An 18,971-nucleotide genomic window follows, 5' to 3' on the forward strand; every position below is an offset into this window, starting at 1 on the left:
CTATGATGACTTTTGATCCGTCTGATTGCCCTCACCGCCGCTATAACCCGTTAACGGGACAGTGGATTTTAGTCTCTCCTCACCGGGCAAAACGCCCGTGGCAGGGGAGAGATGAAGTCGCTGATGTGGCGGATTTACCGGCTTATGACCCTGACTGTTTTTTGTGTCCGGGAAATACCCGGGTAAGCGGCGATATTAATCCTGCTTACACCGGCACTTATGTTTTTCAGAATGATTTCTCCGCGCTGAGACCGCAGCCCTGCACACAGCCGGAAAACACCAGTCCGTTATTTCAGACTCAGGCCGTCAGCGGGCTGAGCCGCGTGCTCTGTTTTTCTCCCGACCACAGCAAAACTCTGCCGGAACTGCCGGTGGCACAAATCCGTGCCGTCATTGATACCTGGCAGGCGCAGGCACAGGAACTCGGGGGAAAATACCTCTGGGTGCAGCTGTTTGAGAATAAAGGGGAACTGATGGGCTGCTCACAGCCGCATCCGCACGGTCAGATCTGGGCCAGTGATTTTCTGCCTGATGCCCTGAGCCGCAAAGACGGACTGCTGCGCGACTATTCCCGGCAGCACGGCAGTAACCTGCTGCTGGATTACGCGCAGGCGGAGCTGAAAGACGGCAGCCGTATTGTGACGGAAACGGAGCACTGGCTGGCAGTGGTGCCGTACTGGGCGGCGTGGCCGTTTGAAACCATGCTGCTGCCGAAACACCGCGTGATCACCCGGATGGAAGCCATGACAGATGCGGAGCGGGATGACCTCGCACTGGCACTGAAAAAACTCACCAGCCGCTACGATAACCTGTTCCGCTGTGCCTTCCCGTACTCGATGGGCTGGCATTTTGCGCCGTATTTTCAGCAGGGCGAACCGCTGGATCACTGGCAGTTACATGCACTCTATTATCCGCCGCTGCTGCGTTCCGCGACAGTGCGCAAATTTATGGTCGGCTATGAAATGCTGGCGGAAAGCCAGCGTGACCTGACACCGGAGCAGGCTGCAGAGCGGCTGCGTGTAGTCAGCGACCACCATTTTAAAACCCCTTTATAATCTGAGGTTTCCGATGAAAACAGTTATCAGCAAGGCACTACATGCCTTTGAACAGTGCTTCGGCGCATCCCCTGACATGCTGATCCGGGCACCGGGCCGCGTTAATCTGATTGGCGAACACACAGATTATAACGACGGTTTTGTTCTGCCGTGTGCCATTGATTTCGGCACCGTGGCAGCCGCCTCGCGGCGTGATGATCAGAAGGTCTGCGTGGTGGCTGCGGATTATGATAATGATCGCGATGAGTTTGATCTCTCACAGCCGATCGAATACCGCGATAATAAATTGTGGGCAAATTATATCCGCGGCGTGATCAAATACCTGGCGGAGCGCGGTTTTGTGTTCGGCGGGATGAATATTGCTGTCAGCGGCAATGTGCCGCAGGGCGCGGGTCTGAGCAGTTCCGCCTCGCTGGAGGTGGTGATCGGCCAGACTGTCAAAGCCCTGTATGATTTACCCGTCAGCCGTGAAGTCATTGCCCTGAACGGGCAGCAGGCGGAGAACCAGTTTGTCGGCTGTAACTGCGGCATTATGGATCAGCTGATTTCAGCCTGTGGTGAAGACGGGCACGCATTGCTGATCGACTGCCGCAGCCTGGAAACCCGCGCGGTTGCCATGCCGGAAAACAGTGTGGTGATGATTATTAACTCCAACAAAAAACGCGGCCTGGTGGACAGCGAATACAACACCCGGCGGCGTCAGTGTGAGGCGGCAGCGGAGTTCTTCGGCGTTCCGGCGCTGCGGGATGTGACTATGCAGCAGTTCGCCGCCCGTGCCCATGAGCTGGATGCGGTGACCGCGAAACGGGCCCGTCATGTGATCAGCGAAAATATCCGCACCCTGGCAGCGGCGGAAGCTCTGAAAGACGGGGATTTACCGCGTCTCAGTCAGCTGATGGCGGAATCCCATCACTCCATGCGTGATGACTTTGAAATCACGGTCCCTGAAATTGATGCGCTGGTTATGATTATCGGTGATGTTATCGGCGCGGAAGGCGGAGTCCGCATGACCGGCGGCGGCTTCGGCGGTTGTGTGGTCGCACTGGTGAAACCGGAACATGTCGCGCCGGTTACAGACGCGATTAACGCACACTATACGGCGATCTCCGGGCTGACAGCGGATATTTATGTCTGCCGCGCCAGTGAGGGCGCCGGTGTGATCCGCTGACCGGAGGTAATATGACACATATGCAGCAGCGCCCCTATGAGCGGGCGCTGGCAACAGAGCCTGCCGCAGACGGCAGACCGGCGGAGGTAGTGGTTCTGACCAACCGCAACGGCATGCGCATCAGTATTGCCGATACCGGCGCGACCTGGCTCAGCTGTGAGCTGCCGCTGGCAGATGGTATGCGGGATGTGGTGTGCGGTGTGGCGGACAGCGCCGGATTTGCCCGTCAGACCGCCTATTTCGGCGCGACGGTCGGGCGCTTTGCCAACCGGATTGCGGGTGGAGGTTTCACCCTGAACGGACAGTTTTATCCGCTCGCCTGCAATGAAGGCACCACCTGTCTGCATGGCGGAACGGATAACTTCAGCCACCGGCGCTGGCAGATCCGCCGCCGCTCAGCGGATTCCGTGACATTCTCCCTGCAATCCCCGGATGGCGACCAGGGCTTTCCCGGTAATCTCAGCGCAGAAGTCACTTATCAGCTGACGCCGGAAAACGAAGTCCGCCTGACTTACCGGACACAAACAGACAAAGCCTGTCCGGTCAGCCTGACCAATCACGCTTACTTTAACCTTGCCGGTGAAAACAGCGGCGTGAAGGTGACAGAAGGGGAAATGCAGATCCGGGCGGACAAACGGCTGGGGCTGAATGCAGATAACTTGCCGGACGGGACGCTCTGCCCGGTAGCCGGCACTGTGTTTGATTTGCGCGCCCGCAGGCCGCTGTCACAGGGTTTTATGTCTGAGGCGGCACAGCAGCAGGCAAAAGGCTTTGATCACGCCTTTGTGCCGGACCCGGCATTGTGTGACGGTAAACAGACTGTCGCGGCGTACTGGTCACCGGCGGGGGATGTGTGTCTGGAAGTGGCAACCACCATGCCCTGCATACAGCTTTATACCGGCAATTATCTCGGCGGTCAGCCGGGAAAACACGGCGATTATCAGGATTATGCCGGGATGGCGCTGGAAACCCAGTATTTCCCGGACGGGCCGAATTACCCGCACTGGCCGGATGCGGTCAGGGGCATTTCAGCGGCGGGGGAACAGCGGGAGAGTGTGACAGTATACCGGTTTGTGTTTTAGACAGTGGCTCACAACGGTGAGCCACTCAGGCCGTTGACAAACTTTGCTTTATCAGACAATACGGACACCGGCAGGCATTACGCGTTCCGGGGTCAGCAGGACGCTTTCTGAGCCGTCATCGGTTTCGGCGCACAGCAGCATACATTCAGAGGTTTCGCCGCGCATTTTGGCTTTTTGCAGATTGCACAGCACCACGACCTGCTTATGCAGTAACTCTTCCTCTGTATAATACGGCACGAGACTGGTGACGGTCTGAAGTGAGCGGTCACCTACATTTATCTGAACAATATAGAGTTTATCGGCATTTTCGTGACGTTTAACATCCGTGATCCGGCCGGTGCGGATCTCCAGTTTAGCGAAATCAGGGTAAGCGACAGTTTCCATAGTAAAATCCGATAAAATTTTAGTAAAAGATAATAAAAATTAGCAGAGTTACGCCGGATGGCAAGTACCGGGATCACAAAACAATAACGGAGCGGTAAATGGCAACCATTAAAGATGTTGCGAAACTGGCGGGGGTATCAGTGGCAACGGTCTCGCGGGTTATCAATCAGTCACCGAAAGCCGGTGCGGAATCCATCCGTGCGGTTCAGGCGGCCATGAAGGAGCTGGCTTACCGCCCGAATGCGGCGGCGCGGGCGCTGGTCAGCCAGAGCAGTGATATTGTCGGCGTACTGGTGGGGGATGTGTCCGATCCGTTTTTCGGTTCACTGGTCAAAGCCGCAGATGAGGTGGCGCATCAGCACGGAAAACATCTTTTAATCGGCAACGGTTATCACCGGCAGGAAGATGAGCGGCGTGGTATTGAATTACTGATGAACAGCCGCTGTGATGCCTGCGTGATCCATGCCAAAGCACTGAGTGATGAAGAACTGCGCGGCTATGCAGCGGAGATGCCGTCGATGGTATTTATCAACCGTATGATCCCGGGGCTGGAAAACCGCTGTGTTGCTCTGGATAACCGGCGCGGGACTCAGCTTGCCACACAATATCTGCTGAAACAGGGGCACCGCCATATTGCCTGCTTATCGTCATCACACACGATTGAAGACAGCGCTCAGAGGCTGGCGGGCTACAGAGACGCTCTGACAGAAGCCGGTTGTGAGCTTCCTGAGGCCTATATTGCCGTTGGTGAACCGGTGGCAGAAGGCGGGGAAGCGGCAATGAGCGCTGTTTTGTCCCTTTCACTGCCGGTGACGGCGGTGGTGGCATACAACGATTTTATGGCGGCGGGGGCGCTGTCGGTGATTGAGGCAAACGGGTTACGTGCGCCGGAAGATATTTCTGTTATCGGCTTTGATGACAGCATGATCGCACGATATATCCAACCTCGTCTGACCACAATACGCTATCCTGTTGATATGATGGCTCAGACAGCAACACAGCTGGCACTGGCGCTGGCGTCCTCGCAGGCGCTGCCGTTTTGTCCGCCGTGTTACACACCGACTCTGGTTCTCCGCCACTCGGTGATGAGCAGATTTTCCTGACGAGAATGTGTTAATTTTATTTATTAGTTATCCCTCACTATTTACTTTGGTACTTTGTTAGAAGGCTGCAAATTCACCTGAATTTGCAGCATTTTTTTATCCTGCGATTTTCATTCCCGCCGTTTACTCTCCAGCTGTACTTTCCGGTTTAACGATGTCACAGCAATTTATTATCATCGTGATAATAATTTTCATTTGCGATCATATTCTCAATAGCATATATCAATGATAGGATTAATCATTCTCATTTAATATTTCAAATAAAAAATATCAATCCAGTCAGGGAATAATATGAACGCCTCATTCAAACGCTCACTGCTTGCTGTTGCTGTTATGTCAGCGGCCACCGCCGCTTATGCTGAAAATAAAGATGACACCATCGTGGTTACCGCTTCCGGTTTTGCGCAGGAAATGCGCGATGCACCGGCGAGTATCACCGTTATCACCAAGGAACAGTTACAAAATAAACCGGCTGCCAACCTGATTGACATGGTGAAAGATGTGGAAGGTGTCAGTGTGATCGGCGGTAGCCTGAAGCCGGATATCAGCATCCGTGGTCTGTCCGGGGATTACACCCTGATTATGGTGGATGGTCGTCGTCAGAACAGCCGTGAGTCCCGCCCGAACGGCAGCGGCGGTTACGAAGCCGGGTTTATCCCGCCGGTGGAAGCCATTGAACGCATTGAAGTGATCCGCGGACCGATGTCCTCCCTGTATGGTTCCGATGCGATGGGTGGTGTGATTAACATCATCACTAAAGCAGTGGCAGACGAATGGCACGGCTCAATGGGTATGGGCGGTATCATTCAGGAAAGTAAAGATTACGGTAACTCCGCAAATACGGATTTCTATGTCTCCGGGCCGCTGATTAAAGACAAGCTGGGGTTACAGGTTTACGGCGGGCTGAACTATCGCCGCGAAGATAAACTCCTGGAAGGTACACCGCGCAAAGACGACAAAAATATCACCGCTAAACTGGCCTTTACGCCGGTTGAAGGGCAGAAATTCCTTGCGGAAGTCGGCCGCAGCACACAGGAACACACATCTACCCCGGGGAAATCGATTGATGAGACAACTACCCGTGGCGGTATCGTTCAGAAGAACAACAAATCCGAAGTACACAACAATCGTAACCACTGGGCGCTGACCTGGAAAGGTGACTGGGACGAAATTAACAGTGAAGTGAGTGTGTATCAGGAAAATACCATCCGTAAAACCAATACCGGCAAATGGAATAAAGTCAGTGAAGACTGGGTCATGGCATATGAAGCCCGCCAGCCGGAAGTCACCAATACTGTGGTTGACGGAAAGGTCACTGCATTCCTGCCGTCTAACGTCCTGACTGTCGGCGGACAATATCAGTATGCCAAACTGAAAGATGATTCCGTGATTAAAAACAAACAGACCGTCACTGAAAAAATGACTGCTGAGCAGAAAGCGCTGTTTGTGGAAGATGAATTCAGTGTAACCGACGACCTGACGCTGACCGGCGGTCTGCGTATGGACGACCACGAATTCTACGGTAAACACTGGAACCCGCGTGCCTATGCCGTCTATAAGCTGACAGATGAAATCACCATCAAAGGTGGCGTGGCGAAAGCCTTCCGTGCCCCGACACTGCGAGAGTTAAGCCCGAATTTCGGAACGTCCACACAAGGCGGTGCGGCTATCATGTACGGTAACCGTGACCTGAAACCGGAAACCAGCGTTACCGAAGAACTGGGTATTGCTTATGACCACGAATCCGGTTTCTCTGCCAGTGCAACCCTGTTTAACACCGAATTCAAAAACAAGCTGACCAGCTACCAGGTCGCCGGTCAAACCGATCCGCTGACCGGCCTGAATATGTTTATCTACGACAACGTGGGTAAAGCGAATATCCGTGGTGTGGAAATGGCTTCCCGTATTCCGGTGGCAGAAAAATGGAATCTGAACCTGAACTACACCTTCACCGATTCAGAACGTAAGAGTGACGACGAAAAACTCAACGGTAAATCCCTGAAAGGACAACCGCTGGAAATGACACCGCGTCATATGGCGAATGCCAGACTTGACTGGCAGTACCGCCCGGATATGAACTTCTACACTCAGGCAAACTACACCGGCAAACAGGTCTGGGCAGCACAGCGTAACGGGGCCAAACAGCCGCGTGAACGCAGCGGGATCACCACCCTCGACCTCGGGATGACATACCAGGTCATGCCAAATGCGCTGCTGAACTTCGCAGTACTGAACATCGCCAATGAGAAAGGGGATGATATCGAGACTAACGGGAACTGGCAGATCGATGAAGGGCGCCGGTATTGGGCTAATCTGAAACTGAATTTCTGATTACGCGTCATCCTTCGCCCTGTGGCGGCGTTGGCTTCGTTCGGCTCCCCCGGTCACATACTGATGTATGCTCCCGGGGATATCCTCACTTTGCCGCCTTGCCACAGAGCGAATGATTTAGCGTAACGCGTCTCTTTGTTTTGTGGCGGCGTTGGCTGCTCTCAGGAAACCAGGTCAATATTCTGTTTACACAATACGTTATGTAGACGGCAGATGCTGCGCAGAAAAACGAAAAGCGTAGAGCGCCAGGGATGGCGCGATCCGAGCGAACAAGGATGTGACAGCGTCTTTTCGTTCTGCGTGGTATCAGCCGGATCACCGTGGCAGAATCAGGCCCCCGGAATCCTTCCCTTGCCGCCTTGCCACAGAACGGATGATTCAGCAGATTTCGCGAACAAGGATGTGTCAGCGTCTTTCCGCTTTGCCGGTTATCCCGCTGCCCGGGTTTGAAAGAAAATGGTTTTATTTTTTCCGGGGATGGCGCGAACCGAATCTGCGTCATCCTCCGTCCCGTGGCAGAATTGGTTTTTTAAGTAAGTCTTTCCCGGAGTCAGGATGTGGAAAAAAATAATGGTGATTTGTTGCATGATGGCTGTATCTCCCCTGATGGCGCGGCCTTCACAAGAGATTACGCCGCTCACTGAAGCGGCAGAGCAACAGTTCACAGTAACGCATCATGAGATGCAGCAGGGTGATCGTCACTACCGCCTCTTTATCGCGCAGCCGAAACAGCCGCAGACGGCGTACACTGTGCTCTATATGCTCGATGGTAACGGACAGTTTCCGATGATGATTAACCGGCTCAGCGCCGGTAAAACCCGGCCGCTGCCGCTGGTGGTGGGGATCGGTTATCCCTCAGATCAGGCTTACCCGAAAACCCGCACCTTTGATTACACACCGCCCGCAACCGGTGAACAGTTTGCTGCAGGCGGCGGTGAACTTCCTTTCCGGCAGTTTATCCGCGAACAGGTTATTCCGTGGGTGAGCAGTCACTATTCTGTTAACGACCACCGCTACTTCTTTGGCCACAGCCTCGGCGGATTGTTTGTGCTGAGAACGGCCACGGATGAACCCGGTTTATTTACCGATTACATCAGTGCCAGCCCGTCCCTCTGGTGGGGCAATGGCACTTATATGACAGCAGAACGTTTTGATCGCCTCCCGGCGGATATCCGGCTGACCATCACTCAGGGCGGACTGGAAGAAAAACCCGATCTGAGCAAAATGAGCGAAGAACAAAAACACAATCTGTCCGTCCGTTACAGTGACATTACCGCACGGGAAGTGTGTGAGCAGTTACAACTGCGCGGCAAACAGTGTCAGTTCCTGAGCTTCCCCGGAAAGTCCCACGGCAGTGTTATCCCCGATGCACTGGAGACGGTGATTTCCTTATTACCGGCGGATAAGGAAAAATAAGTTATTTTTTTGTTAATCTGCATGTGAAAATACCGAAAATAACAGGGGAAACCCCATATTCCTCTGTTATTTCCTTCCATAACAAAAACTACTCGCAGCCATTAGTTTTTTTGATTTCATTTTTCCCTCGCAAGGGGCTATATTCCGCTCCGTTTCAGACATAAATTCACAATCCACTGCTTCTATCAATGACCCGTCATCAACCATTTTGGCGATGAAACAGCCTGAGAAAAAAAGCAGCGTCATGTTTTTTTGATTTTTTTGTTTTAGGTGGAGAAAAGCAGTGAGTCACAGCATCCGCACGCCGCGTCCTGACAGTGTGTTAATCCCTGTCGCCGGTCTGACGTTATTTGCGATTGCATCCGGTTATCTGATGAGCCTGATCCCGTTATCGCTGGGTCATTTTGCCATCGGTACCGATTACGCAGGCTGGTTAGCCAGTGCTTACTATATTGGTTTATTACTCGGTTCGATGCTGATTGAGCCGGTAATTGCCCGTATCGGTCACCGCCGTTCCTTTATTCTCTTTGTGCTGGCGCTGGCGGCAACCGTGGCGGTTCTGCCGTTTTATACCGATCTCAGCGCATGGCTGGCATCCCGTATGCTGGCCGGGGTGGCGGTTGCCGGTATTTTTGTGGTGATTGAATCCTGGTTACTGATTGGCGATAACCCGGCTGTCCGTGCCAAACGTCTGAGCTTCTACATGACTGCACTGTACGGCGGCACCACACTGGGCCAGCTGGCGATCGGCGTGTTCGGAACGGCGGGTGTCGTACCGTTTGCGGTGGTGATGGTGCTGTTATTTGCTGCCGTGCTGCCGCCGCTGTTCTCCAAAGCACAACCGGTGTGTCACGGCGGGCATAAAAGCTTATCCCTGAAACAGATCCTGCGTCTGAGCAAACCGGCGATGGTCGGCTGTATGACTTCCGGTATTGTGATGGGCACCATTTACGGGCTGATGCCGCTGGCATTGCAGGAAAAACATTACAACACCGAACAGGTCGGTGGCCTGATGGCGGCCATTATCCTCGGCGGGATGATTATTCAGCCGGTGATCAGTAAATTATCTTCCCGCATGAGCAAAGTATTATTACTGGCGATGGTCTCACTCGCCGGGGTATTTGCGATGGGAATGATTTATCTCTCCGGCCATTATCTGGTGATGGTGGTGGCGCTGACACTGCTGGGAATGTCTTCCTTTGCCCTGTATCCGGTGGCAATCACACTGGCATGTGACACACTCACCGCGAATGTGATTGTGGCGGCTACTCAGGTGATGCTGTTCTGCTACAGCGTGGGGTCGGCAGCGGGCCCGCTGGTGGCCGGACAGTTTATGAAACAGCCGGACGGCATTATGAGTTTCTTCTTCATTGTGCTGCTCTCCACCGCGATTTATATGCTGCTTTCTGCGGTACGCCGCAAATCGCGGATTCTGGCAAGCTGATACCGCCGGAACGAAAAATGCCCTCACTGAGGGCATTTTTGTACATCGCTATTTATTCTGCGGATTTTGGTTTATGGACAATGTCCGCATAATGACTTTTATCATCCGGTTTCGGATAGACGCGGTAAATATATTCATCCGGTGTCACCTTGATATTTTCGACCACCCGGGTAAACAGCACTTCCCCTTTATCATTCTTACCGGTCAGCGTCCGGGTTTTACCGTCCGCGCTGAAGGACCAATCGCCCTGTAATTTCAGCTTTCCTTCCGGGGTGTACATCTTAACGGAACCGTCTTTTTCATAGTTGGCCAGACCAAAGAAGCCCGCCACGCTTTCATCGGTGGCCGGAATGGCTTTACCGTCCTGATCCAGTGCCTCTGTCGTTACCCAGGTTTTGCCAATCAGATAATCAGCGGTATTTGCGGCTTTCTGTGCCGTGGCTGTCAGGGGTTTTACCTGAACATCCGCTGTGGCCGCCAGTGCTGAAAAGGAATACGCCGCTGCGATGATACCGGCAATCATTGTTGTTTTTTTCATGTCAGTTCCTCAGGTTGTTCTGTTTGCTGTCTTTTTTAGTGATAACAATTCCCTATATCAATAATAAGGGGATTAATCTTATTGGCTCATTTTTTATGTAAGGAAGTATAAAGCTGATTAAATTTTATCGTCATTTCTGACACATCTTTCTTCGTGCAAAAAGGTTGAAATGTGGAGAAAAAATGAAGAACTGTGCAGAAATTATGATGAATTGTGCAGGGATTATGGTTTCATAGTCAGAAAGGGTAAAACGGATTGTCTTACACACCGGTATCGGCAATGATGACATCAACAGCAAAACAGTGCTTCAGAAAATTAATTAAGAAGGAATGTTAATATGAAAAAAATCATTGCAGGTGTTATCGGTCTGAGTTTATTAGGTGCGGGTATGACCGCGTTCGCAGCACCAGCTCCGGTTAATCAGCCGCAGCAGAATGGTCAGTATATGAATGGCTACGGCAACTGCGACGGTAACGGCGGTCGTCATATGATGCGCGGCAACCATGACGGGCGCGGCTATCATAATAACCGCGGATACCATAATGGTGGTTACAACCGTGCACCGGTCTTTCAGTCAGCACTGACCACTGCCACCCCGGGTGAAGCGCTGAAAAAAATGAGCGCTGATGCCCCGGCAGTCAGTAAAGACGGCAAACAGTATTTTGTCCGCGCCAGCGTCCGTGATATGAACGGCAACACGCTGTATCAGTCTTCATTATCCACCGCAACGCCGAAAGAAGCACTGACGAAAATGGCGGGTGATGCACCAGCTGCCGCATCCGGCCAGCAGTATTATGTCCGCGCAGGCATTATGGAAATTCTGCCGGTTAACAACACCGCACAGTAATCGCTGTCATGAACAAACAAAAATGCCCTCTGATGAGGGCGTTTTTGCTTTACGGATAAAAGTCTGAGCGGTCAGAGTGTCAGTGCAGTTTCCAGAGCCAGCTCAATCATATTGTGCATCGCGTTCTGGCGCTGATCGATGGTCAGTTTACCGCCGTTTTTAATATGATCAGAAGTGGTGAGGATCGCCAGTGCCCGTGCGCCCAGCTCCGCCGCGACGGTGTACAGCCCGGCGACTTCCATATCCACCCCGAGAATGCCGTATTGCTCCATCACGGCAAACAGTTCCGGGCGGGTGGTGTAAAACAGATCCGCAGTAAACACGTTACCGGTCTTGACCGGTAACTGCAGACGCTCAGCGGTTTTCACCGCAGATGCCAGCAAGTGCCAGTCCGCCAGTGCCGCCAGGTCGTTACCGTAAAAACGGTCACGGTTCACTTTGGAATCGGTACTTGCGCCCATGGCGATCACCACATCCATCAGTGACACATCATCCCGCACTGCGCCGCAGGTGCCGATACGGATGAGGTTTTTCACACCAAAATCCTGAATCAACTCATACGCATACATTGAAATTGAGGGGATACCCATGCCGTGAGCCATCACCGAAATCCGTTTGCCTTTGTATTCTCCGGTATAACCCAGCATATTGCGGACGCTGTTTACTTCCCGCGCCTGCGATAAATAATGTTCAGCAATAAACTTGGCGCGCAGGGGATCTCCGGGCATAATGATGGTTTCCGCGAAATCGTTTGCGCTTGCCTGAATTGCAACTGCCATAAAAGCACTCTCCTCTCAATCAAACCGTGTGAAGGGTCGGTATTTGTTGGTCAGCATGTTAACACGGTTTGGTTTTTATGCCGCCGCTGCCGGCGGATTTTTCACTCAGGGTTTTTACCGGATTACACATATGAATACAGCAATCGGCATTCTCGGGATCGTGGTACTGCTGGGAATAGGTTATTTACTGTCTGAAAACCGCCGCGCTATTAATCTGCGCACGGTGGTACTGGCTTTTACCATTGAACTGGCGCTGGGCGGATTAATTCTCTATTCCCCGGCCGGACAGCACGTTTTATTTGTGATGGCAGAGGCAGTCACCACAGTAATCAACTTCAATAATGCCGGAACATCCTTTATTTTCGGCGGTCTGGTCTCTGACAAAATGTTTGAGATTTTCGGCAGCGGCGGGTTTGTTATCGCGTTGAGGGTATTGCCGATTATTGTCTTTTTCTCCGCCTTGTCAGCGGTACTTTATTATCTGGGGATTATGCAGATCCTCGTGCGCTGGGTCGGCGGGGCGTTACAGCGTCTGCTGAAAACCAGCCGTGCGGAATCGATGAACTCAGCGGCCAATATTTTTCTTGGTGTGACAGAAGCGCCTTTGCTGGTTAAACCGTATCTCGGCAGCATGACCCGCTCTGAACTGTTTGCCGTGCTGTGCGGCGGGCTGGCATCTATCGCCGGTACTATGCTGGTAAGCTATGCTTCGCTGGGGGTGAAAATGGAATACCTGCTGGCAGCTTCCTTTATGGCGGCACCGGGCGGGTTACTGTTTGCTAAACTGATGATCCCGGAAACACAGCAGACGGCCGATGAATCCGGCGCCAAACCGGTGCAGGAAAACCGCCCGGCGAATATTATTGACGCGGCGGCGGAAGGGGCGATTAACGGCCTGAATATGGCGCTGGCGGTCGGCGCAATGCTGCTGGCGTTTGTCAGCCTGGTGGCGCTGTTAAACGGATTGCTCGGCGGTGTCGGCGGCTGGTTCGGTCTGCCGGATCTGAGCATGGAACTGATCCTCGGCTATCTGCTGTCACCGCTGGCGTGGCTGATGGGTATTCCGTGGAATGAAGCGCTGACATCCGGTGCCATTATCGGGCAGAAAATTGTTATCAACGAATTTTTTGCCTATGCCAACCTGGCGGAATATCTGAAGGGCAATGAAGTCGTGGCTGCCACCGGTCTGCCGATGACTGAGCGGACACAAATCATCCTCTCGTTCGCTCTGTGCGGGTTTGCTAACTTCGGTACTGTGGCAATTGCTATCGGCGGTATCGGTAGTCTGATCCCGAACCGGCGCAAAGAGATTGCCACTCTCGGGATGAAAGCACTGGTCGCCGGGGTGTTATCCAACCTGATGGCGGCCACAATTGCGGGGCTGTTTATCGGCGGATAAACAATCTGTGATCTGCTCTTCCGAAGCAACCTGAATGTCAGGTTCATGATAACGGGCAGGCGAACGAAAAGCATGCGAGCCATGGATGGCGAGCCTGAGCGTACAGGGAGGTATTTACAGCGGCTTTTCGTTTTGCCCGTTATCATCAGAACCGGAAGGGCGGCGCCGGGCTTAACACCGCACCGTCCTGTCCGGCAGAGGATTACTTATAATCCCCCTGCAGATAACGGTAAAAAGACGGGTTTACCCACACTTTTTCACTCGTTACCTGCATCCCGCTTTTCGCTTTGCGGATATTTTCCGCCTGTTTTTCCGCGTTTTCCGGCAGTGCCATCAAATCAGCCTGATAATGACCGCTGGTCACACGGGTTTCGGCTACCACATCATAACCGTCCACAGGGACATAACTGCGGTAAAACGGCTGCCACCAGGCGGCGCGGATCAGCCCTTTCTGGTCAGCAGTATTTTTCTTGGCGTACTGGTCAATCAGGCTCTGAAAGCGGTTACGCTCTTCAGCTGACGGAAATTCCAGGTCGAGATTATATTCACTGGCGATCGCCACTTTTTTGCCGCTTTTCAGCGTGGTAACCGGATAATCCGCCTCACCCCATTCATCCAGATAGAGAAATGCGGATGATTTCGGCGTCAGCTGCACTTTCGGATCAAAGCCTTCGCGGCGCAGCAGGTAAACCAGCTGGGCGGCGTGATCGATATCATTATGGCCGTAGCGGATCATCCGTGTTTTATCAAAGCCGGATTCTTCGCGGGTATCCACCAGGTTATAGCCGCTGGTATAGCCTTTATCAATAAAGTTATTCAGGGTTTTCAGCGTCTTCGTGTCATTCGGGAACACTGCGGTTTTCCAGGCGGTATGCAGGCGCGGCACAATATTTTTATCCGACACATTGCCGAGATAGCGGGTGTGCTCCTGCTGTTGTGCATCAACAAAGGCCTGAAGCTTATCACTCTCTGCTGCCGGATTTTTCAGGTCATCCGCCGTCAGGGCACCGATGGTGATCATCAGCGCATCGAACCGGTTTGCTTCCGGCTGCTGTGTCAGTGCGGAAATCTGTGCCGGGCTGTAGGTCTCCGCCAGTTCGGTCAGAGAGAGCTTTTCGGCGGCCTGCTGTGAAGTCAGCGCCAGAGCAGGGTGTAAACCACTGAAAAAAAATGCAGATAACAACGTACCGATAAATAACGATTTTTGCATGTTTTATCCTGTAAATGCAGCGAACAAACGATTGCATCACCATATCACAGAGTTGCAATCTGAGTGATAAAGTGTCGTGATTTTTTTACACCGGACAGAGATGAAAAAATGTGCGTCAACCCTTGCAGGACGGAGCGGGATGAGTAAGATACGCGGTACGTGATAGTCATCACGGTTTTGGAGAGATTATGAAAGCGCTTTACCGTAAGTTTATAAAAAAAATCGATCAGTTTTCCGCTCTTATCCCGATGCGTTTTTTCTGATCCGGCGTTCCCGTCTCTCCCTGCGCGTCATATGAACGGCGCGCTGTACCTGAATAAGCAGCCGCAGAGCTTCCCGGCGGGTAAACAGCGGATGTTGCCAGTGTAACAGGGTGAAATACATGATTTGCCTCCCGGCAGATCAGAGAGAACCGCTGCACAAGCGGCCGGAGCATGATTTGCCTCCGGCCGTCTGTAACCGCTTATTTAAATGCCGGCAGCCAGCCGAACACATCCAGAATGACCGTCAGATACACAATCGCACCGCAGACAATCACCAGATTCAGTACCGCGCTGTTACACGGCGAACGGTAAATGGTATCGCTGTCGCTGTAGCGTTTGCGGGAGGCTTTTACCAGGAACGGCGGTAAAATCACACTCCAGATAGTAAAGGCCAGACCGGCATAACCGATGGCATAAACGAATCCGTTCGGGAAGAAGAAACACACCACCGCTGGTGGCAGATACGTCACTACTGCTGTTTTGAAACGACCGGCGCTGTCATTTTTAAAGTTCAGCAGGTCGGCAATATAGTCAAACAGGCCGAGTGTTGCTGCCAGCAGGGAACTGGCCACCGCAAAGTTACCGAAGAATGTCAGGATAAGATCCATGGTTTTCCCTGACATCACCCCGCCGATAGCCTCAACGAACACATCAATGTTCCCGCCTTTGGCAATAATCGGAGAGAAGTTGGCACGGCTGATATTGCCCATCGTGACACCCAGCCAGAAGATATACAGCAGTACCGCAAATATTGTCCCGATAATAATTGAACGGGTAATAAAGCGGAATTTGGTTTTGCCGTACAACTTCACCAGGCTCGGCACGTTACCGTGGAAGCCAAACGAAATAATACAGAACGGCAGTGTCATCAGAACATAAGGCAGATATTTCGTTCCGGGTATTGCCACTGATGCGGAATCCAGCAGATTGGCAATTTCCACGTGTGCAACCAGTCCGGAGAAGGTGGCAAAGAACGCGATAAACTTACCGAAAATTAAAATGGTGGTAATACGTCCGACCCATAATGAGCTGTACCAGACAATCGCAGCCACCAGACAGGCGACAATCACGACCGCGGCTTTTATCGGCAGGGCGACACCGGTATATTTTAATATCGTCTGAGTCAGAACAGCGGATGACCCGGATATATAGGCATACGTCAGAATATAGAGTACAAACCCGAAGGCAATACCCACGACAATATTCCATTTTTTGCCCAGTAACTCGGTGGTGAAGGTATTAAAGCTGGCGCCCGGTTCAAAATGCAGGTTAACTTCAACTAACATCAGACCGGTCAGTAACATCATAATTGCAACTAAAATCAAAATAACGGTGGCACCGGAAAACCAGACACCGGCCATCGCAATCGGCAAAGAAAACATACCGCCGCCAACGACTGTTGCTATAACAAGCATGGTTCCGCTGGTCAGTCCGGGTGATTTATTTGTATCGGCACTATGAATACTCATAATAAAAGTTTCCTATTAATGATAAATATCACCAACAGCATTCATATTTATCGATTTTATTTGTTCTTTATTGTTATAGGGATGCAGAGACAAAAAGGCCCCATTAAAATAATGAGGCCTCTGTCATCAGATAATTACACGTAATCAAAGCGTGCAGTGAAGAAGCGTAACTGCTTCGGCTCGTATACGAACTTCAGCCCTTTAATGTCTTCTTTGTGTTTGAACAGTTTGATAATACCGTCAGCAACCAGATCCATGTGTGCATAGGTGTATACACGACGAGGAATAGTCAGACGAACGGTTTCCAGCTTCGGACGGTGATGGTCGCCGGTTTCTTTGTTACGGCCTGCGGAGATAATACCGCGCTCCATAGAACGTACACCGGTTTCCATGTAGATGCTGGCTGCCAGGCTCTGTGCCGGGAACTCATCCTGGGTCAGATGCGGGCAGAAACGGCGTGCATCGAGGAATACTGCGTGGCCGCCGACCGGCTCAACAATCGGTACACCGGCAGCTTTCAGTTTTTCGCCCAGGTAACGAACCTGCTTGACGCGGTGCTCGATGTATTCGAACTGCATCGCTTCGCGTAAACCAATAGCCATCGCTTCCATATCACGACCGGCCAGACCACCGTAAGAAGGCATCCCTTCATAAACCACAACCAGTTCACGTGCAGCAGAGAACATGTCGTCGTCGTTCATACACAGGAAACCACCGATGTTCACCAGACAGTCTTTTTTACCACTCATGGTACAACCGTCAGCGTAGCTGAACATTTCGTGAACGATGTCTTTAATGGAGACATCTTCGAAGCCTTCTTCCTGCTCTTTGATGAAGTAGGCGTTTTCCACACAGCGGGTCGCATCGTAGAACACTTTGATGCCGTGCTTATCACATAACTGGCGGACTTCACGCATGTTTGCCATAGAGACCGGCTGACCACCTGCCAGGTTTACGGTTACCGCCAGACAGATATAAGCGATATTTTCCGCGCCTTTCTCAGCAATCAGTTTTTCCAGTTTTTTAATGTCGATGTTGCCTTTGAATTTCACATCCAGGCCCGCATCGTGAGCTTCATCGCGGACGATATCGATGAATGTCGCACCATTTTTTTCCTGGTGATAACGGGTGGTGGTGAAGTACATGTTACCTGCAACATACTGACCCGGTTTGATAGCTAATGAAGAGAGTAAGTTCTCTGCACCGCGGCCCTGGTGAGTAGGAACGATGTGTTTAAAGCCGAATAATTCCTGAACAGTTCTTTCCAGATGGAAGAAGTTTTCGCTGCCCGCGTATGCTTCGTCACCCATCATCATGCCGGCCCATTGTTTATCGGACATGGCGTTGGTGCCGCTATCGGTCAGTAAATCGACATAAACGTCTTTGGAATTCAACAAGAAAGTGTTGTACCCGGCCTCTTTCATTCTTTTGATACGCTCTTCGCGAGGGATCATGGATACGGTTTCAACACTTTTAATACGATACGGTTCTGCTGGATACATCATGGTAAAATCTCCAATTATTTATAATAATAACTCGATAATTTACACAGGCATTTATCTGTTTATAAGTATCATGCCTTGTGAATGATATAACATTTGTAAATCCGGTAGTGTTCTTGTCTTAATTCAAATTCAGTTTTTTTATTTCTGTTATTTCTTTCTCTGCCATCCTTCTCGTTTGGCGTGAAATCATCATGCGTGAAAAAAAATGAAAAGGGAATGGGGGGGGCTGAAATAAACAAAATCCGTATTAATCACAGGTGTAAACCGGGTGATCTGTATCACTTAAACTGAAATAATTCATTATATTCAATGAATTGTATTTGTTAATGTCTTGTTGTGTATTTATGTTAAATATACATTTACCTCATCGTTAAAATCCGGGAGTAATATGAATAATTCAATGCTGTCGGGCAGTTATGCTGCAATGAAAAGCCATTTTATTCTGTGGGATTTTATATAGGTTAAGAAAAAGTAAATAAGGGTTAAACGTACAAATTTAAATCTATCTTTACAGGAAGAATAAAAAAACGGATGAGAAGTCTTGTTCTTTTTTAACAAAAACTATGCATCAGATGCACTGGTACGGTAATTTAAGTTAAAATATCTTATAAGTAACAATTGTTATAATCATCTTTGTTTTTATTGATCGTACGGAAAAACGTTATGATTTATTGAATCCTTCAACTGAAACCTGGGATAAAAATAAAAATGTGACACAGTCAGGATAAATTTGATGATAAAGATCACATTGATAATGTTACGTTACATGAATGAAAAGTAAGCGACAGCAGGGAATAACAAAGATATTTAATTAAAGCAGTGAATTGTTATGCATTCCGGTATGTGGTTGTTTAGTGATCATATTCACGGTTTCGCATTTACAGTCATGTTAGTAAAGCAAAACGCTGTACTTAAATGTTTACATTATCAGCGGGTGAATAGTAACAGGATGTGTGTGATATACATATTTCCCCGGGT

15 protein-coding genes are annotated in these 18,971 nt (G+C 50.9%); 9 read left to right on the plus strand and 6 right to left on the minus strand.

What is annotated here, in order from left to right:
- Positions 1–2 precede the first annotated feature (2 nt).
- From GN208_RS16230 to GN208_RS16240, 3 genes are read left to right on the plus strand one after another with little or no spacing between them, the layout of a single operon-like run.
- Positions 3–1,055, plus strand: a complete 1,053-nt coding sequence (locus tag GN208_RS16230) for a UDP-glucose--hexose-1-phosphate uridylyltransferase (protein ID WP_004904313.1) — start codon at positions 3–5, stop codon at positions 1,053–1,055.
- Positions 1,056–1,068: 13 nt separating this feature from the next.
- Entirely contained in the window at positions 1,069–2,223 is a 1,155-nt protein-coding gene (galK, locus tag GN208_RS16235; RefSeq protein WP_004904314.1) for a galactokinase, read from the plus strand.
- A gap of 11 nt (positions 2,224–2,234) precedes the next feature.
- Positions 2,235–3,305: a galactose-1-epimerase gene (locus tag GN208_RS16240; protein ID WP_243828479.1), complete on the plus strand. Its 1,071-nt coding sequence runs from the start codon at positions 2,235–2,237 to the stop codon at positions 3,303–3,305.
- A gap of 51 nt (positions 3,306–3,356) precedes the next feature.
- On the opposite strand, the gene GN208_RS16245 is transcribed toward GN208_RS16240, so the two are convergent.
- Positions 3,357–3,689 carry a tRNA-binding protein gene (locus tag GN208_RS16245; protein WP_004242310.1) on the minus strand — a complete coding sequence of 111 codons (333 nt, stop codon included), beginning with the start codon at positions 3,687–3,689 and terminating at the stop codon, positions 3,357–3,359.
- A 98-nt stretch (positions 3,690–3,787) separates the two neighbouring features.
- Between GN208_RS16245 and GN208_RS16250 the strand changes: the two genes are divergently transcribed.
- From GN208_RS16250 to GN208_RS16265, 4 genes are all read left to right on the plus strand, one after another.
- Complete coding sequence (locus GN208_RS16250) at positions 3,788–4,792, plus strand: substrate-binding domain-containing protein (RefSeq protein ID WP_004904318.1); 1,005 nt, start codon at positions 3,788–3,790, stop codon at positions 4,790–4,792.
- Positions 4,793–5,083: 291 nt separating this feature from the next.
- Entirely contained in the window at positions 5,084–7,123 is a 2,040-nt protein-coding gene (locus tag GN208_RS16255) for a TonB-dependent receptor (RefSeq protein WP_004904321.1), read from the plus strand.
- Between the two features lie 555 nt (positions 7,124–7,678).
- The gene (locus GN208_RS16260; protein WP_004904323.1) at positions 7,679–8,539 is read left to right on the plus strand and encodes an alpha/beta hydrolase-fold protein; all 861 of its coding nucleotides are present in this window, start codon (positions 7,679–7,681) and stop codon (positions 8,537–8,539) included.
- Between the two features lie 283 nt (positions 8,540–8,822).
- Positions 8,823–9,983: an MFS transporter gene (locus GN208_RS16265; RefSeq protein ID WP_015422903.1), complete on the plus strand. Its 1,161-nt coding sequence runs from the start codon at positions 8,823–8,825 to the stop codon at positions 9,981–9,983.
- 52 nt (positions 9,984–10,035) lie between these two features.
- On the opposite strand, the gene GN208_RS16270 is transcribed toward GN208_RS16265, so the two are convergent.
- Positions 10,036–10,521, minus strand: coding sequence for a DUF4822 domain-containing protein (locus GN208_RS16270; protein WP_004904328.1), 486 nt, complete (start codon positions 10,519–10,521; stop codon positions 10,036–10,038).
- Positions 10,522–10,858: 337 nt separating this feature from the next.
- Here GN208_RS16270 and GN208_RS16275 point away from each other — a divergent pair, with 337 nt between their 5' ends.
- Positions 10,859–11,368, plus strand: coding sequence for a hypothetical protein (locus GN208_RS16275; RefSeq protein ID WP_004904330.1), 510 nt, complete (start codon positions 10,859–10,861; stop codon positions 11,366–11,368).
- Positions 11,369–11,439: 71 nt separating this feature from the next.
- Here GN208_RS16275 and deoD read toward each other — a convergent pair whose 3' ends face one another.
- Entirely contained in the window at positions 11,440–12,147 is a 708-nt protein-coding gene (deoD, locus tag GN208_RS16280; protein ID WP_004241027.1) for a purine-nucleoside phosphorylase, read from the minus strand.
- A 130-nt stretch (positions 12,148–12,277) separates the two neighbouring features.
- On the opposite strand from deoD, the gene GN208_RS16285 reads away from it, so the two are divergent.
- Positions 12,278–13,546 carry a NupC/NupG family nucleoside CNT transporter gene (locus GN208_RS16285; protein ID WP_015422902.1) on the plus strand — a complete coding sequence of 423 codons (1,269 nt, stop codon included), beginning with the start codon at positions 12,278–12,280 and terminating at the stop codon, positions 13,544–13,546.
- A 202-nt stretch (positions 13,547–13,748) separates the two neighbouring features.
- Here the strand turns inward: GN208_RS16285 and GN208_RS16290 are convergent, their stop codons facing one another.
- The 3 genes from GN208_RS16290 to GN208_RS16300 all read right to left on the minus strand — a co-directional run bounded on the left by GN208_RS16290 (position 13,749) and on the right by GN208_RS16300 (position 17,993).
- Entirely contained in the window at positions 13,749–14,756 is a 1,008-nt protein-coding gene (locus GN208_RS16290) for a hypothetical protein (protein ID WP_004904333.1), read from the minus strand.
- Between the two features lie 463 nt (positions 14,757–15,219).
- A complete protein-coding gene (locus GN208_RS16295; protein ID WP_004241031.1) occupies positions 15,220–16,488 on the minus strand; it encodes an aromatic amino acid transporter in 1,269 nt (422 codons plus the stop codon).
- 134 nt (positions 16,489–16,622) lie between these two features.
- Positions 16,623–17,993: a tyrosine phenol-lyase gene (locus tag GN208_RS16300; RefSeq protein WP_004241032.1), complete on the minus strand. Its 1,371-nt coding sequence runs from the start codon at positions 17,991–17,993 to the stop codon at positions 16,623–16,625.
- Positions 17,994–18,971 lie beyond the last annotated feature (978 nt).

This window comes from Morganella sp. HSTU-ASny43 (assembly GCF_022819185.1).
Taxonomy (GTDB): Bacteria; Pseudomonadota; Gammaproteobacteria; order Enterobacterales; family Enterobacteriaceae; genus Morganella; species Morganella morganii.

Excerpts from the sequence above, each read along its gene's own strand:
- GN208_RS16230 (WP_004904313.1), top strand. The coding sequence starts at position 3 with ATGATGACTTTTGATCCGTCTGATTGCCCTCACCGCCGCTATAACCCG.
- galK (WP_004904314.1), top strand. The coding sequence starts at position 1,069 with ATGAAAACAGTTATCAGCAAGGCACTACATGCCTTTGAACAGTGCTTC.
- GN208_RS16240 (WP_243828479.1), top strand. The coding sequence starts at position 2,235 with ATGACACATATGCAGCAGCGCCCCTATGAGCGGGCGCTGGCAACAGAG.
- GN208_RS16245 (WP_004242310.1), bottom strand. The coding sequence starts at position 3,689 with ATGGAAACTGTCGCTTACCCTGATTTCGCTAAACTGGAGATCCGCACC.
- GN208_RS16250 (WP_004904318.1), top strand. The coding sequence starts at position 3,788 with ATGGCAACCATTAAAGATGTTGCGAAACTGGCGGGGGTATCAGTGGCA.
- GN208_RS16255 (WP_004904321.1), top strand. The coding sequence starts at position 5,084 with ATGAACGCCTCATTCAAACGCTCACTGCTTGCTGTTGCTGTTATGTCA.
- GN208_RS16260 (WP_004904323.1), top strand. The coding sequence starts at position 7,679 with ATGTGGAAAAAAATAATGGTGATTTGTTGCATGATGGCTGTATCTCCC.
- GN208_RS16270 (WP_004904328.1), bottom strand. The coding sequence starts at position 10,521 with ATGAAAAAAACAACAATGATTGCCGGTATCATCGCAGCGGCGTATTCC.
- GN208_RS16275 (WP_004904330.1), top strand. The coding sequence starts at position 10,859 with ATGAAAAAAATCATTGCAGGTGTTATCGGTCTGAGTTTATTAGGTGCG.
- deoD (WP_004241027.1), bottom strand. The coding sequence starts at position 12,147 with ATGGCAGTTGCAATTCAGGCAAGCGCAAACGATTTCGCGGAAACCATC.
- GN208_RS16285 (WP_015422902.1), top strand. The coding sequence starts at position 12,278 with ATGAATACAGCAATCGGCATTCTCGGGATCGTGGTACTGCTGGGAATA.
- GN208_RS16290 (WP_004904333.1), bottom strand. The coding sequence starts at position 14,756 with ATGCAAAAATCGTTATTTATCGGTACGTTGTTATCTGCATTTTTTTTC.
- GN208_RS16295 (WP_004241031.1), bottom strand. The coding sequence starts at position 16,488 with ATGAGTATTCATAGTGCCGATACAAATAAATCACCCGGACTGACCAGC.
- GN208_RS16300 (WP_004241032.1), bottom strand. The coding sequence starts at position 17,993 with ATGATGTATCCAGCAGAACCGTATCGTATTAAAAGTGTTGAAACCGTA.